Consider the following 15,745-nt stretch of genomic DNA (forward strand, 5'->3'; position numbering starts at 1 on the left):
AACGGGCTCGCCCGAGCCCCTCCCCGGTACGCTGTGGCCATGGCGACCCGCGACGAAGTCGAGTGCTGGCTGACCGACATGGACGGCGTGCTCGTCCACGAGAACCAGGCGCTGCCGGGCGCTCCCGAGCTCATCCAGCAGTGGCTCGACGAGGGGACGGAGTTCCTCGTCCTCACGAACAACTCGATCTTCACGCCGCGCGACCTCAGCGCCCGTCTGCGGAGCTCCGGGCTGCACGTGCCCGAGGAGCGCATCTGGACGAGCGCCCTCGCGACGGCGGACTTCTGCCGCTCGCAGATGCCCGGCGGCTCCGCGTTCGTGATCGGCGAGGCCGGCATGACGACGGCGCTGCACGAGGCCGGCTTCATCATGACCGAGACCGCGCCCGACTACGTCGTCGTCGGAGAGACGCGGAACTACTCGTTCGAGGCGATCACGAAGGCCGTCCGCCTGATCCGGGACGGCGCCCGCTTCATCGTGACGAACCCGGACGCGACCGGGCCGAGCGCCGAGGGCGTCCTGCCCGCGACGGGCGCGATCGCCGCGATGATCGAGAAGGCCACGGGCAAGCAGCCGTACGTCGTCGGCAAGCCGAACCCGATGATGTTCCGCTCGGCGATGAACCGGATCGGGGCGCACTCCGAGAACACCGGCATGATCGGCGACCGGATGGACACCGACGTGCAGGCCGGGATCGAGGCGGGGCTGCACACCGTCCTGGTGATGACCGGCATCAGCGACCAGGCCGAGATCGACCGCTACCCGTTCCGTCCCAGCGAGGTCATCGCCGGCGTGCACGAGCTCGTCCGCCCCGAGCCGATCGAGGTCGAGCTCTAGCGGACGCGCTGCGCGCCGCGGAGGGGGCAGCACGCTACTCGACCGTGACGAGGGTGCCGAGCGGCAGCGCGTCGACCGCCGCCACGGCCTCGGCGGACAGCCGCACGCAGCCGTGCGACACCGCGCCCGAGGCCGCCGCGTTCCAGTGCAGCCCGATCAGCCCGCCGTCCGAGCCGCCGTACGGTTCGTCGGACGCGCTCGAGTGCAGCGACGTCAGCTGGATCGGGTGGTCGCCGGTGCCCTGCGCGGGGTCGACGTACCGCTGCTCCAGGTACCCGGTGACCCCGGTCGGCGTCGGCGTGTCCGCCGTGCCGATCCCGGCCGCGAAGCGCTGGACGACCTTCCCGGACGCGTCGACGATCGAGACGGTCTGCGCCGCGGTCGAGATGACCACGTGCTCCGTCGGCGTCGACACCTGTTCGAGCGCGGCCGCGGGCAGCCACGCGGCGGTCTGGGCCGCTGCGTGTCCGGACGCCCTCGACGGCAGCTCCTGCCGGGCGGGCGTGAGGACGAGCTCCCACGCGCCCTCGCGCCGCAGCCCGACGACGGTCGTGGGCTGCGCGAGGAAGTCGCGGCTCGCGAACCGTGCGACGGGGTGCTGCCGGTCGTCTCCGAAGAGCGGGGCGTCGGTGCGGAGGTGGAAGACCTCGGCGGACCCGACCGTGTGGTCGACGGGCAGCAGCCCCGCGACGACGGCGGAGTACCGCGCCTCGGGCAGTGCGGCGAGCGTCGCGGCACCGACGGACGGCACGCTCGGGACGGCGGCGGCCGTCGCGGCCGGAGTGTGCGTCGCTGCGGCGGGGACGGCATCGCTGCCGGTCGCGCCGGTCACGAGGGGGACGCCGATCGCGGCGACGGCGACCACGGCGGCGGCGATGCCGACGGTGGTCCAGGTCTTCTGGTGCTGCACGGGAGGGCTCCGGGGTGGGACGTGACGAGGCGGACGGGAGGCACGTGGCCGACCGACCACGCGCCGGGCGTCCGGTGGGTGCGGACGGGAGGCGCGAGGCGGGCTGGTCTCGCGCCTCCCGTCCGACGGTGGGACGCGACGGTCGGGAGGCGCGCGACGGGCTGGCCGTGCGCCTCCCGTCCAGCAGTGGGACGCGACGGTCGGGAGGTGACGACCGTCAGCCGCTGACGACCGGCAGGTGCACGCCGACCGGCACGGTGCCGGTCGCCCCGGCACCGCCCGCGCCGGCACCCGTGCCGGACCCGGCACCGGCTCCGCCGGTGGACGGCGCGGCCGTCACCGTGATGCCGAGCGGCGACACGAGCACCGAGGCGCCCGAGGCGTCGACCAGGTCGAGCGAGTGCGCTCCCGTCGCGGTGCCCGCGGGGATCGTCACCGGACCGCTGGCGGTGCCGTCGGCGCCGACGGTGAGCGTGCCGACCTCGACCGGGTCTGAGTGCAGCACGACCTGCAGGGTCGCGCCGGCGGGCAGGCCGGTGCCGGCGAGCGCGATCGGGTGACCGGCCTCGACGGAGGTGCCCTCGGGGGCGGTCAGCACACCGGAGACGACGCGCGCCGCACCACCGGTGGCGACGACCTTCACCGAGCCGTCCGCGGCGACCGCGACGGTCGCGCTCGTGGCGGCGGCGAGGTCGAGGCGCTCCCACGACCCGTTCGCGGTGCCGGACTGGTCGAGCGGGGAGCCCGACGCGATCTCGGTCTGCGCGAGCACCGCGGTGCGCTGCGCGTCCGTCAGGGTCGGGAAGGTCGTCAGCAGCAGGTTCGACGCACCGGTCGGGACCGACGGGGCGAGGCCGGCGGTACCGGTCTTCGCGAACCCGTAGGTCATGCGCTCGCGGTAGACCTGCACGGCCGAGGCGCGGTCGGTGACCACCTGCGCGGTACCGCCGGGCACCGCCTGGCCGCCGTAGGGGTCGTCCGTGTACGGCTGCTCTGCCGCGATGCAGTTCGCGAGGGTGTCGCCGCACTTCGCCTCGAGGTACTTCGTCAGCTCGGCACGGGCGGGTTCGAGGACCTCGGTGCGGTACTGCGTGTCCGACCAGCGCGCGGCGAGGGCGGCCTCGCCCGCGATGCGGCCACCCATGATGTCGAGCGGGTAGTGCACGCCGAGGACGATGCGGTCGTTGCCGGCCTCGGAGGTGCGGGCGAGGATCTCCGGCGCGAGCTCGGGCACGAGCGTGGCGAGGGTGATGCCCGCCTGGTACGCCGTCGTCGTGTGACCGGAGGGGTACGAGCCGCCGGTGCAGATGCCCTTCGTGCCGTACCCGGCGTCGAGCACGACGTCGTTCGGCGAGAACTCGTGCGTCGTGTCGGTGACGGTGGGCACGCGGGTGATCGTGAGGTTGCCCTTCGCGTCCGCCCAGGCCTTGCCGGTGCGGTTCGCGGCGAGGGACGACGCGTTCACGGTCGCCGGGTCGCAGCTGGCCGTGTCGTCGCCGACCGGCAGCGTCGCCGCGGTGTCGGTGGGCAGGTACGGCCGCGGGTAGCTGTAGTGGGCCTTGGCGTCGCCGGTGCTGACGAAGGCGCCGCTCGTGCCGCCTGTCGACTTGATGAGCGCGTCGGTCAGCGGGAGGGCGCCGTCGTGCCGGCCCTCGACGAACAGCGCGCTCAGCGCGTCGCCGAGCCCCTGTGACACCGTGAAGGACTGGTCGTAGGCGGTGCGGTCGGCGTTGTCGTACTCGGCGTCCTGCAGTGCACGGAACTGCTGGGCCTTCGTGGCGTGCTGGTTGATCCACGACGTGAGCTGGTCGTTCGTGGCCAGCGTCGACGGATCCTGCACGGTGCCGTGCAGGTCGTTCACCCCGTTCGACGACCAGTACCGGTCGTAGCCGCTGAGCAGCGACACGAGGTCGGGCTTGGTGGAGTCACTCGGGTACGTCGCGGCCTGTGCGGCGAGCGGGGAGCCGATCACGAGTGCGGTCGCCACGGTGGCGACGGTCACTCCGCGGAGGGCGGGTCTGCGCATGTGTGGTGGTCGCCCGGTGGGCGACGCCCCTTCCTGTAGTTCCGGTGTGGAAACAGGGCGAACCTAGGGACGGGTGGTTGCCGGACGGCGAACGGTCCCCCACGCGGGGGTGAACCGGACCGCAGGCTGTGGGCATTCGCAGCGCGCGGGCATGCCCCCGGAGCGGGGCTTCCGCAGCGCGCGCGCATGCCCCCGGAGCGGGGCTTCCGCAGCGTGGTCGGCGGATGTCGCGGTCGGTCAGACGGCGGACGGGAGGCGCGGCTCGCCTGCCTGCACCGCGAGCGCCTCCATGGACGGCACCGTCCGCCACCGGCGCCCGAGGCGACGGGCGCGGTCGTCCCGCCAGGCGACCACGCCGCCGGCGACGATGCCGAGGGCGAGCACCGCGAAGGCGAACAGCCCGATGAGCCCCGCGGGCACCATCCGCGACAGGTCGCCCGTACCGACGGTCGCCGTCACCGCGATCGACCCGAAGTCCCAGAACGCGTGGAGCAGCACCGGCGCGAGCAGGTTCCCGGTCAGGCGGCGAGCCAGGTACAGCGTCGACCCGAACGACGCCGCGAACACGACCTGCACGACGGTGACGCCGACCCCCGCCCCGGCCAGCACGTTGAGGAAGTGCAGCAGCCCGAACAGCACGCACGACGCGATCCACACGCCGAACTCGGGCAGGCGGCGGCGGAGCCCGACGACCAGCACCCCGCGGGTGAGCAGCTCCTCGAACACCCCGACGAAGAGCACCCCGACCGCGAGCAGCACGAAGTACTGCACCGGTTGCGCGCCCCAGTCGACGAGCGGCAGTCGGGCCAGGCAGACCGCGGCGATCAGGGCCGGTGCGGTGAGCGTCCAGCGCAGGGTCGCCCGGCGCCGGTCCACGGTCGCGATCGGCCACCAGCCCAGGGCGGTGACGTAGGCGCAGAGCACGAGCACCGCGATGCCCTCGGGCAGCACGAGCGCCCCGACGACGCTCTCGACCGTCTGCCCGAGCGTGCTGTAGTCGTCGCTCGGCCGCGAGCGCCAGGCACTAACGGCGGCGAAGGCGACGAGCGGCAGCAGGCCGAGCACGATCGACGGGGGCACCGGCCAGCGGCGGCGCCGGACGGGTGCCGTCGTGGTCGCCCGTCGTCCGTACCATTGACGCATGCGCCTGCCCTCCCTCTCCACCATGGCAGAGGACTACGTGAAGCTCGTGTGGAAGTCGACCGAGCGCGGCGGCGAGGGGCTCGCGACGCGGGACATCGCCGCTGCCCTGGGGGTCTCGGCGTCGACGGTGTCGGGGAACCTGCGGAAGCTCGACCGCGACGGGCTCATCGAGCACACGCCGTACTACGGGGTGGTGCTCACGCCGCTCGGACAGCAGGTCGCGGTGGCCATGGTCCGTCGGCACCGGCTGATCGAGACGTTCCTGGTGCAGCGCCTCGGGTACTCGTGGGACGAGGTCCACACCGAGGCCGAGGCGCTCGAGCACGCCGTCTCGGAGACGTTCCTCGACCGGGTCGACGCCGACCTCGGGCACCCCACGCACGACCCGCACGGCGACCCGATCCCCGCGGCCGACGGCACGGTGCCCGCGTCGCCGGGGACACTGCTCGGATCGATCGAACCCGGTGCCTGCGGCGTGGTCGACCGGGTGTCCGACGACGACCCGGCGCTGCTGCGCTACTTCGACGAGCTCGGGGTGGGACTGGGCACGCACCTGCGCGTGGAGCGCGTCCGCGACTACGCCGGGGTGATCGCCGTCGCCCGTCGGGACACCACCGGTGCGGAGTCCCTCGTCGACCTGCCCGCCGCCGCGGCCTCGGCGATCTGGCTCGCCCCCGACGACGACTGACGCGGGCGGCTGCTGCCCCCGCGGCCCCGGCGGCTCGCGGCCGCGGCGTCCCCACCGCGCCCGTGCTCACGCCCTCGTGCTCACGCCCTCGTGCCCACCCCCTCGTGCCCACGCCCTCGTGCTCACGCCCTCGTGCTCACACCCCCGTCCTCACGCCCTCGTCGAGGTTCCACGACTCGCCGTGTGCGTGTCGTCCGAGTTCCACGTGGTACCCGTCGTGACGCCGAGGATGCAGGATTCTGGAACCTCGACGCACCCCACCGGGCGCGCCGACATCCCGCTCGTCAGACGGTCTGCCGTCGGAACGGCGCCCGCAGCGTCGGCAGGACGTCCCTCCGGTTGACCCACAGCACCACGACCGCGGCGACGAGGTGCACCACGCTCAGCACCCACCGCCCGCTCGTGTCCGTCACGACGAACTGCACCGCGAACAGCGCCACGAGCGCGATCGCCGACCACCGGTGGAAGCGCAGCGCGATGATGATCGCCACGCCCAGCACGGTCTGCGACGCGGTGAGCACGAACTCCTCGACCTGCCGAGCGTCGAGCGGCAGGCCGCCCGAGGTCCCGCCGCCGAGCACGTGCGCGATCGGCAGCGACCCCACGAGCAGCGACCACTGGTTGACCTTCGACGCGATCAGCGTGCCGATCGCCGCGCCGCCCATGCCCCGCAGCGCGAAGAGCGCGGCGACGATGAACTCGGGCGCCTCGGTCGCGAGCGGCGCCAGCCACTGCACCAGGAAGTAGCTGTCGATGCCGAGGGCGCTGCCCGAGGCGACCAGGGCGTCCGCGAAGGGCTCCGCCGACGACAGGATCACCGCGGCGGCGACGACGAACAGCGCGACGATCGTCCACCGGCGCGCACGCTGCGGCATCGCGGCGATGGTGCCCGCCATGCCGACCATCTCCTCCTCGTCGCCGTCGTCCGGCACCTGCGACGCACGCCACAGGTACGCCACGAACGCGGCGAGCAGCACGAACCCGAACCACACCGGGATCGAGCCCATCAGCGGGATGAGGAACGCGACGACCGCGAGCAGCGCCAGGAAGCCGATGTCCAGCCGCGAGGACGGCTCGAGCTGCAGCACCTTCGTCGCGGACGCCGGCAGGGCCCCGGCGCGGACGTACCGGCGGGCGACGAGCAGCGAGATCACCACGACGAGCGGCCAGCCGAAGCCGAGCAGGAGCCGGTTCGACCCGGTCATGTTCGCGGCGGCGAACTGCTCGTAGGCGGGGTCGTACCCGGAACGGAACGCGTAGTACAGGTCGACCGCGTACTCCGGCAGCACCGCGATGAGCGCGAGGATCGCGATCGCGAGCGCACCGCTGATGTCCTTCTGCGCGGCCTCGGCGGCCCAGGCGAGCAGGAACGAGGCGGCGACGACGGCACCGCCGAACACGAGCAGGTCCACGACGGGGTCCGGGGCGAAGCCGCCGATGCGGAAGACCACGGCGGGCAGCGCGAGCACGACGCAGAGCGCGATGCGTCCCCAGGCGCTGCGGCCCATGCGGGCGGTCGGTGCGTCGGCGTCGAGGGCGCGGACGGGTGAGGTGTCGATCACGGGGTGGTCCCTTGGTCGGGGCCGCACCGGAAGACGCGGGGTGGGGGTGCGCTTCGGCCACGGCAGGACGGCCGAAGGTCTCGCTCGCCCGACGGGTGGGACCGTGCGGGTGGTGCACCGGGCCGATCGTCGTGATGGCCAGTGTGTCGATGCACGCGCTGGGAGCTACTCCCCTTCGTCACCCAGCTTGGCGCGCTCCGATCGGCGCACGCAAGCCGATCGGCTCTCTTCGTCGGCCCGAATCCGGGTCTTCCGCAGCCCGCCCCGGAGCCACGCGGACCGACAGCGTGCGCCTCGCGGGCCCCGCCTGACGTGCCGCCCGCTTCCGTGGAGCAGAAGACGTCGAGTCGGGAGTGCGTACCCGACGTCTTCTGCTCCACCACCGGGAGGGCGGGCGTGGGAGAACAGCGCGTGGGAGGGCGCAGGGCGGGGTGCGGGAGGGCGGGCGACGCGAGGACGGGGTGCGGGAGGGCGGGGTGCGGGATGGCGGGCGACGCGAGGGCGGGCACGACCCACGGCGACCGTGCGACGGACGGGAGGCGCTGGGCGGCCCCGCACCGCGCCTCCCGTCCGCCGGGTGGTCAGCCGGACGCGCGCCGGCTGCGTCCCAGCGCCACCTCGCGTCGAGCGCGCGCCAGCGCGAGCGCCGAACCGGCGTCCGGGTCGGCGAACAGGCGCTCGGTCTCGGCGACGTGCTCGCGGACGGCATCGCCGCGTCGGGCCGACGCGTCTGCCAGGACCGGAGCGACCACGTCCTCGCCGAGCGTCACGAGTGCCCGGCTCAGCGCCAGACGCGTCTCGCGGTCACCCTGCCCGAGCTCACGGGACAGGCGTCGGGCCAGCGCAGCGCGCTCGTCGTCCGGGGCGAGCAGGACCGCTGCGCGCCAGGCGGTCCGGCGGACGCCGGGGTCGTCGTCGCCGAGCCGCTCAGCGACCTCGGGGAACACGGACCCGTCGCGGATCTTCGAGAGCGTGTGGAGTGCCTGCGAGCGGGCCTGTGCCTCGGGGCGCTGCAGCTCCGTGACCAGGCGGGGGACGACGACCTCGGCGGGCAGTCGGACGAGCGACCACGTCAGCGCCTCGCGCACCTGCAGGTCCGGTTCCACGGCGCACCGCTCGACGAGCACCTCGAGGTCGTCCGGCCGTGCCTCGGTGCCGGCGGCCATCACGGCACGGAGTCGGGCGGACGAACGGGGATCGCTGAGGGCGTCGGCGAGGGTGGTCATCCCCTCATGCAACACCGTGTGCCCGCTGGTCCCGTGGACGGGGGCGAGGCATAGCGTGGAGCGGCCGTGGCCGACGGCCCGGCACCTCACGACAAGGAAGGACCCCGCATGCCCCGCATCGGAACCAGTGACCTGCACGTGTTCCCCCTCGCCCTCGGCGGCAACGTCTTCGGCTGGACCGCCGACGAGCAGACCTCGCACCGGGTGCTCGACGCCTACACGGGTGCCGGCGGCGACTTCGTCGACACCGCGGACGTCTACTCGGCGTGGGCTCCTGGCAACGAGGGCGGCGAGTCCGAGCGGGTGATCGGCTCGTGGCTGCGTGCGTCGGGCAAGCGTGACGACGTCGTGGTCGCGACGAAGGTCTCGCAGCACCCGCAGTACAGCGGGCTGTCCGCCGAGAACGTCGCCGCGGCAGCCCGAGCCAGCCTCGAACGGCTCGGCACCGACCACATCGACCTGTACTACGCGCACTTCGACGACCAGGACACCCCGCTCGAGGAGACCGTCCGCGCGTTCGACCAGCTCGTGCAGGAGGGGCTCGTCCGGTACACGGCGATCTCGAACTACTCGCGCCCGCGGGCCGAGGAGTGGATCCGGATCGCGAAGGAGCACGGTCTGGCGCTGCCGGTCGCGATCCAGCCGCACTACAACCTCGTGACCCGCGAGCCGTACGAGTCGGACATCGCGCCGCTCGCCGCCGCGGAGGGCCTCGGCGTCGTGCCGTACTTCGCCCTGGCCGCCGGGTTCCTGACCGGCAAGTACCGCACCAAGGAGGACTTCGCCGGCAAGGACCGCGAGGGCCAGGTCTCCGGCTACTTCTCGGACGAGGGCCTCGCCGTGGTGGGAGCGCTGGACGAGATCGCTTCGGGCCACGGCGTCGAGATCGCCTCGGTCGCGCTGGCGTGGCTGCAGGCCCGTCCGGACGTCGTCGCGCCGATCGCCAGCGCGCGGAACACCGATCAGCTGCCGGCGCTCCTGGCGTCCGCTGACCTCGAGCTCAGCGCCGAGGAGCTCCGCACGCTCGACGAGGCGTCCGCGAAGGTCCCGGCCGCGTCCTGACCCGGGCGGCCACGCGATGTGGTGATCCCGCCCGCCGCTCTGCGGGCCGCACGATCGGCGGTTCCTCGCAGCGGAACCTCGCTGCGGGGACCGTCGAAGGTGCGTGGTGCGCGGCCGACGAGCCCGTCAGGCGCCGTCGGGCGCCAGGGAGCCGGTCAGGGGCTGGCCCGACGACCGCGTGGCGAAGCACGAGATCGAGCGGTTCCCGCTGTCCCTCGTCGCCTGGTCGGGCGCGTAGGAGCCCTGCACCTGGACGTCCCCGTAGGCGGCCGCCGCAGCCGTGTCGATGGCCTGCGAGCTCTGGCAGACCTGCGAGGCCTGCGCCCCGAGGGCGTCCGATCCCGGCCACTGCTGGCCGCGCACCGGCACGCGCGCGGTCAGCTGCGCGATGTGCTGCACGCTGCAGTCGACCACCGTGTAGGTCTCCGACCACGCGTTCGTGAAGGGTGACAGGCACTCGCCGCCGGCCAGCTCGTTCCACGGGTGCACCCCGGGTGCCGCGGGGGTCGTGGCGAACTGCAGCGTCTGGGCCTGGGACTGGGACTCCGGCGTCGACGACGGTGCCGCGGCCTCCTGCGACGGGGCTGCCGAGGGTGCGGCGGCCTGCGAGGACGTCGACGCTGCGGGGGCGCTCTCCTCGTCGATCGAGTTGCCGAGGATCCAGCGGGTGAGCCCGAACACGGCGACGAGCAGCACGACGATGAGCACGACGGCGCCGACGATCAGGAGCTGCTTGCCGCGCTTGCCCTCGCTGCGCAGGCGGCCGAACCCCTCGTTGATGAAGTTGTCGCGGTCGCCGTTGCCGTTGCCGCCGGACCCGGCGGCCGGGCCGGTCGCCGCCGCACCGTACCTCGTGCGGCCCGGGCCCGGTGCGTGTGCGGGTGCTGCGGGCCGGGCGCCCTCGCCGACGGCCGGCATCATGCGTGTGCCGGCATCGTCCGGGTCGTACCCGGTCCCGCCGAGCTGGCCGACGGCCGCGGTGCCGAACAGGTCCTTGATGGCGCTCGTGTCGCTCGTCTCGCGGCCGTCCCACTCGGACTGGTCGAGGTCCTCCGGAGCGGCGGCGGGCAGACGACCGGCGCGGCCGTCCTGGTCGTCGTCGTGCGGCCCCGCGCCGGAGCGGCCGGCGTCGGAGCGGACGGCGTCGGAGCGGCTGGTGTCGGAGCGGCTGGCGTCGGCGAGCGCGCCGAGGTCCTGCCCGACCGAGGGTGGCAGGTGCGCGGGGTACGCGCTGGTGGTCTCGGGAGCGGCGGGCTCGACCAGGGGCGGAGCGGCGGCCGGGGGCACGGTGTCGTCGGGCTCGGTGTCGTCGGGCACGGTGCCATCGGGCACGGTCCACCAGGGAGTGGCGGACACCGGGGTCGGAGCCGGCGTCTCGGCGTCGGGCGAGCGTCCGTCGGCAGGAGCGGGCAGCGCGGTCGTCGCAGCAGCGTCCTCGTCCGCGGCGGGCAGCGCGGTCGTCGCCGCAGCGTCCTCGCCCGCGGCGGGCAGCGCGGTCGTCGCCGCAGCGTCCCCGCGCGGAGCCGGCAGCAGTCCGGTCGGCAGCCCGCCTGCGGGGGTGTCGACCTCGCCGGACACGACGTCGTCGTCGGCCTCGTCGGCGAGCGACCACGAACCCGCGCCGAACGCGGTGGTGTCGAAGCGGTCGGTGGTCAGCGTCGTCGGGACCTCGCCGGTCTCGTCGTCACGGATCGCCCAGTCGAAGGGCCGCTCGGCCGCAGCACCACCGACCGCGCCGGCACCCGCACCGTCGGCATCGTCGACGGCCTGCAGTCGCAGCAGCTCGGTGAAGCTCGGGGGCTCGTTCGTCGGCGCGGCCGGCGTCGGCGGCAGCACGTTCCCGACCCCGATCGGCTGCGCGACCGGACCGGTCGGCGTCGGCTCGGGTGCCGGCGGCTGCGACCCCGTCGCCCGGCCGAGCCAGTCGACGTCGCTGCGGCCCTGCCCGAAGGGGTCGGTCCGACGGCGTTCCTCGTCGACTGCCCGGTTCTCGGCGGCGCGCTGGTCACGGTGGCGCATCGCCGTCGGCAGCGAGATCGAGGACGGGTGTGACGCCGTGCTCGTCGGCGGCACCGGCGCCGCGGGCGGGATCCGGTCGCCCAGGGTCTCCCGCTGGTGCTCCACGGCCGCCTGCGGGTTCACCGACGGCTCGCGCAGCTCGTCGCTCATCGGGATGGCCTGCGTCGCACCCGCGTCCTCGTCATCGGGCCCCGACGACCCAGCCGAGGTCCCCTGGCTCGTGACACCCGGCTCCGGCTCGAACGGCTCGGGCAGCGGCGCCCCCGTCTCGCGGGCAGCCCGCTCGGCCTCGCGCCGCTCGCGGCGCGAGGGCCAGTCGTCCTCCGCACGCGGCGCACCGAAGATGTCGGCGGCGCTCCGGAGTCCCCGGAACGGAGCGTCCGAGGCGGACGCGCGCTGGGCCTCCTGTCCGTCCGTCCCGTCTGCCGGGCCGGACGGACCGTCGGGTTCGCGCGCGTCGTCCGGACGCTCCCCGGTCACGCGCTCAGCCCCAGGTCGGCCAGCCCGATCGCGGCGAAGTAGGGGTACCCGGCGGCCTCGATGCGCTCCTTCGCGCCGGTGTCGCGGTCCACGACGACGGCGACGGCCGCGATGATCGCGCCCTCGCGCTCGAGTGCCTCGGCAGCCTTGAGCGGGGAGCCGCCGGTGGTGGAGGTGTCCTCGAGGACGACGACGCGCTTGCCGCGGACGTCCGGGCCCTCGACCTGGCGGCCGCGACCGTGGTCCTTCGGCTCCTTGCGCACGACGAATGCGTCGTACGCGAGCCCGCGGGCGGCTGCCTGGTGCAGGACCGCGCTCGCGATCGGGTCGGCTCCCATGGTCAGGCCACCGACCGCGTCGACGTCCGGCACCTGCTGCAGCAGGTCGGTCATGACCTGTCCGATGAGCGGCGCGACGCGGTGGTCGAGGCTCACCTTCCGCAGGTCGATGTAGTACGACGCCTGCTTGCCGCTCGTCAGCGTGAAGTCGCCGTGGAACACCGCATCGTCGGAGATGTGCTGGATCAACTGGTCGCGCGTGTCGGTCACAGCCCACAAGGGTAGTCGTTCGGCCCCGGATCGCGCCCGTCGGCCGTCAGCCGCCGTGCGCAGACGGCGCCACGGCGACCTCGGTACGCTCCGGCTCATGTCCCTGTCCGTCCCGGAGTCGGAGGCGTCGGCCGCTCCCCGACCCGGTCCACCGCCCCGCCGCGGGCGGGTGGCCGCCGTCGGCCGGGAGGCACTGGGCGCCGCCGTCGCGCTGGCCCTGGCCGTCATCGCCCTCCGACACGTCGTGGCGACCGAGCGGGTCGCCCTGCTCTGGTACGACGGGGACTCCGTGCTGCTGCCGCTCGTCGAGCGCTCGATCCGGCTCGGGCAGCCGTTCGAGTGGGCGATGTCGCCGTCGCTGTTCTTCTTCCCCGAGCTCCCGGTGTACCTGCTCTGCTCGCTCGTCACGGCGACGCCGCAGCAGGCGCTCGCGCTCAACGGCGTGCTCGTGCTGCTCGCCGTGTACGCGCTCGTGCGGGCGGCGGCGAACGAGCTCATGCCGGCAGCGCGACGGTCGGCCCGGATCGCGGTGTCCGCGCTCGCGCTGGGGTTCGTCACGGCGGTCGTGCTGACGGAGTCGTCGGCGACCGCGGTGTCGCTCGAGCTCGGGTCCCTGCTCCTCACGACCACCTACTACTACGGCGCCCTGCTCGCCGTGCTCGGCACCGCCGTGCTCGTGCTCCGCACGGTGCGCACGGGCCGGGCGTCGGTCACCGTGCTCGTCGTGACGGTGCTCGTCGCGGCGTGCACGACGGCGTCGAACCCCCTGTACGTGCCGTGGTCGGCCGGTCCCGTGGTCGTGACCCTCGGGCTCCTCGCCGCCGCACGGCGCGTCCCCTGGCGACCGGCGGCGTGGACGTCCGGAGCGCTCGTGGCCGGGTCGGTCGTCGGGTACCTGCTCCGCATCCCGCTCGCGCCGTTCGTGTCCCTCGACCCGTCGACCTACGTGCACCCGGACCAGGCCCTGTCGACCCTGGCGTTCTTCGCGGCGCTGACCGACGACCGCGCGGGCTCTGCGGCGGGTGACGCGGGGCTGCTGCTGCTGTTCGTCGGCGTGCTCCTCGCAGCCGGCGGCACCGTGTGGGCGTGGCGGGTGCGGACGGCGCGGACGGTGCTCGTGGCGACGGTCCTGCCGCTCGTGACCGTCGTGGCCGTCTCCGTCGGGGTGGTCGTCGCCGGCTCACCGACGCCGCGGTACCTGGAACCCGTCGTGACGGCACCGCTCCTGGCACTCGTCGCCGTCGCGGAACTCGCGCGCACCGCCGTCCGCCGGACCCGGGTGCACCGCCCGCGGCGGACGGTCCGCCTGGTGCTCGCGGTCGCGGCCGCCCTCGTGCTGGTGACCGGCATCGCCACGGCGCCGGGCACGGTCGCCGCGGTCGCCACCGCGCGGTACACGCCTGCCGCGTGCCTGGACCGCTGGGCGGACGGTCGCCAGGTCACCGGCGTCGGGCAGTTCTGGACGGTCCGGCCCCTGGCGGCGTACGCGTCGACCGACGTCGAGCTGCTGCAGGTCAAGGACACGTTCGAGACGTACCCGTGGCTCGTCGACCTCGGGGCCTACCGCGACGCGGAGCCGACGTTCGTCGTGATCGGGGCGAACGACCTCTGGACCACCGCGGTGGAGGACTCCCTCGGCGCCCCGGCGACGATCACGCACTGCACCGGGTTCGACGTCTACGACTACGCGGGCACCCCGGGAGCCGCGGTGCTGCAGCGCGACGTGGTGGGCAGCGCCGACCGGATCCGGCGCGAGCGGGGGTTCTGAGCCGGACGCCCGGACGAGCGGGAGTTGTCCACAGGCGGCGCGGCGGCGTGTCGGATCGTCTGTACGGATGTATAGGCTCGACCCCGTGACTCGTCCCGCCAGCCACCGCGTCCCGCGCCCCACCGTTCGTCTGCGACTCCTCGCCACCGGTCTGGCCCTGGCCGGTCTGCTCGCGACGGTGCTCGTCGACGCGCCGAGCGCCAGTGCCGCGAAGTACCCGTCATGGGACGAGGTCATGGCCGCTCGCGGGCAGGAGTCCGCGAAGCAGGAGCAGATCACCCAGATCCGCGGCATCATCTCGGGCCTCGCGGACGAGGTCAAGGCGGCCGAGGCCGAGGCGAAGCGCCTCGGCGACGACTTCTTCGAGGCGCAGAGCGACGCGCAGGACGCCGCCGAGAAGGAGCAGAAGCTCCGGGCCGACGCCGAGGAGCACGCCGAGATCGCCGAGCGCAGCGCGTCGCAGGCCGGGCAGTTCGCGGCGCAGATGGCCCGGCACGGCGGTGCGGACGTCACCGCGTCGGTGCTGGCCGAGGGCGAGGACGCCCGCGACCTGCTGTACGACCTCGGTGCGCTGAGCAAGCTGTCGGAGCAGGCCGAACGGGTCGAAGCAGCGGCCAGCGCGGACGCCGCGGTCGCCCGCTCGCTGACGGCCCAAGCGGACCGGGCGTCGAAGGCACTGGACGAGCTCGCGGCCGAGGCCGAGCGGAAGATGCAGGCGGCACAGGCGGCGGCCGACAAGGTGCAGACCGCCTACGACGAGCAGCAGGAGAACAAGGCGCGGCTCGACGCACAGCTCGCGACGCTCACCTCTGGGCGCATCCGGACCGAGGCCGAGTTCGCCGAGGGCGAGAAGGTCCGCAAGGCGGCAGAGGAGAAGGCCCGGCGCGAAGCCGCCGAGGCAGCGCGGCGCGAACTCGAGCGCCAGCGTGCGGCAGCGGCGGCGGCCGCGAACTCCGGCGGTGGCGGTGGCGGTGGCGGTGGCGGGGGCGCTCCCGTCGGCGGCACGGGTGGCGGTGGAGGCGGCGGCGTCGGCTCCGGGTCGGGCACCGGCTGGGTGCGCCCCGGCGGCGGGTACGTCATCAGCCCGTACGGGTACCGCGTGCACCCGATCACCGGACGCGTCACGAAGCACGACGGCCTCGACCTGACGAGCGGCTGCTCGACGGCGATCGTCGCGGCGGCAGCGGGCACCGTGGAGTACGTCGGCTGGTACGGCGGCTACGGCAACTACGTCCGCATCAACCACGGCGGCGGTGTCTCGACCGCGTACGGCCACATCGTGAACGGCGGCTTCCGGGTCTCCCCCGGCCAGCGCGTCTCGGCCGGGCAGCTCATCGCCCTGGTCGGCTCGACGGGCAACTCGACGGGCTGCCACCTGCACTTCGAGGTCCACATCGGCGGCGCGACCACCGACCCGGCACCCTTCATGGCGGCGCGGGGCGTCGGCCTCTAGCCAGGAGCGGACACCGCGAGCGC

Annotated in this window: 12 protein-coding genes; 5 read left to right on the top strand and 7 right to left on the bottom strand. The window is 74.2% G+C overall.

The genetic code is table 11. The features are described from left to right. The first annotated feature begins 39 nt into the window (after positions 1 to 39). Positions 40 to 837, top strand: coding sequence for an HAD-IIA family hydrolase (locus QUG93_RS09820; protein WP_289473723.1), 798 nt, complete (start codon positions 40 to 42; stop codon positions 835 to 837). A 34-nt stretch (positions 838 to 871) separates the two neighbouring features. Here the strand turns inward: QUG93_RS09820 and QUG93_RS09825 are convergent, their stop codons facing one another. The 3 genes from QUG93_RS09825 to QUG93_RS09835 all read right to left on the bottom strand — a co-directional run bounded on the left by QUG93_RS09825 (position 872) and on the right by QUG93_RS09835 (position 4,916). Beyond that, positions 872 to 1,747: a L,D-transpeptidase gene (locus QUG93_RS09825; protein WP_289473724.1), complete on the bottom strand. Its 876-nt coding sequence runs from the start codon at positions 1,745 to 1,747 to the stop codon at positions 872 to 874. A 217-nt stretch (positions 1,748 to 1,964) separates the two neighbouring features. Further along, positions 1,965 to 3,734, bottom strand: coding sequence for a phosphatase PAP2 family protein (locus QUG93_RS09830; protein WP_289473725.1), 1,770 nt, complete (start codon positions 3,732 to 3,734; stop codon positions 1,965 to 1,967). A gap of 276 nt (positions 3,735 to 4,010) precedes the next feature. Further along, positions 4,011 to 4,916, bottom strand: a complete 906-nt coding sequence (locus tag QUG93_RS09835) for a CPBP family intramembrane glutamic endopeptidase (protein WP_289473726.1) — start codon at positions 4,914 to 4,916, stop codon at positions 4,011 to 4,013. On the opposite strand from QUG93_RS09835, the gene QUG93_RS09840 reads away from it, so the two are divergent. Beyond that, positions 4,915 to 5,604: a metal-dependent transcriptional regulator gene (locus QUG93_RS09840; RefSeq protein ID WP_289473727.1), complete on the top strand. Its 690-nt coding sequence runs from the start codon at positions 4,915 to 4,917 to the stop codon at positions 5,602 to 5,604. The two genes, QUG93_RS09835 and QUG93_RS09840, sit on opposite strands and share 2 nt — an antisense overlap. Positions 5,605 to 5,888: 284 nt before the next feature. Here the strand turns inward: QUG93_RS09840 and QUG93_RS09845 are convergent, their stop codons facing one another. Continuing rightward, positions 5,889 to 7,166 carry a calcium:cation antiporter family protein gene (locus tag QUG93_RS09845; protein WP_289473728.1) on the bottom strand — a complete coding sequence of 426 codons (1,278 nt, stop codon included), beginning with the start codon at positions 7,164 to 7,166 and terminating at the stop codon, positions 5,889 to 5,891. 581 nt (positions 7,167 to 7,747) lie between these two features. Next, positions 7,748 to 8,392, bottom strand: coding sequence for a HEAT repeat domain-containing protein (locus tag QUG93_RS09850; RefSeq protein ID WP_289473729.1), 645 nt, complete (start codon positions 8,390 to 8,392; stop codon positions 7,748 to 7,750). A 108-nt stretch (positions 8,393 to 8,500) separates the two neighbouring features. On the opposite strand from QUG93_RS09850, the gene QUG93_RS09855 reads away from it, so the two are divergent. Further along, complete coding sequence (locus tag QUG93_RS09855; protein WP_289473730.1) at positions 8,501 to 9,454, top strand: aldo/keto reductase; 954 nt, start codon at positions 8,501 to 8,503, stop codon at positions 9,452 to 9,454. Positions 9,455 to 9,580: 126 nt separating this feature from the next. On the opposite strand, the gene QUG93_RS09860 is transcribed toward QUG93_RS09855, so the two are convergent. After that, on the bottom strand, positions 9,581 to 11,953 hold the full coding sequence (locus tag QUG93_RS09860) for a hypothetical protein (RefSeq protein ID WP_289473731.1): 2,373 nt from the start codon (positions 11,951 to 11,953) through the stop codon (positions 9,581 to 9,583). Continuing rightward, a complete protein-coding gene (pyrE, locus tag QUG93_RS09865) occupies positions 11,950 to 12,501 on the bottom strand; it encodes an orotate phosphoribosyltransferase (protein ID WP_289473732.1) in 552 nt (183 codons plus the stop codon). The genes QUG93_RS09860 and pyrE overlap by 4 nt, the downstream gene beginning before the upstream one ends. Before the next feature lie 97 nt (positions 12,502 to 12,598). On the opposite strand from pyrE, the gene QUG93_RS09870 reads away from it, so the two are divergent. Together QUG93_RS09870 and QUG93_RS09875 are read left to right on the top strand one after the other, a co-directional pair. Beyond that, complete coding sequence (locus QUG93_RS09870; RefSeq protein WP_289473733.1) at positions 12,599 to 14,269, top strand: hypothetical protein; 1,671 nt, start codon at positions 12,599 to 12,601, stop codon at positions 14,267 to 14,269. A gap of 85 nt (positions 14,270 to 14,354) precedes the next feature. Continuing rightward, positions 14,355 to 15,722, top strand: a complete 1,368-nt coding sequence (locus QUG93_RS09875) for a M23 family metallopeptidase (protein ID WP_289473734.1) — start codon at positions 14,355 to 14,357, stop codon at positions 15,720 to 15,722. The last annotated feature ends 23 nt before the right edge of the window (positions 15,723 to 15,745 follow it).

The sequence above is a fragment of the Curtobacterium caseinilyticum genome (genome assembly GCF_030363035.1).
Classification (GTDB): Bacteria; Actinomycetota; Actinomycetes; order Actinomycetales; family Microbacteriaceae; genus Curtobacterium; species Curtobacterium caseinilyticum.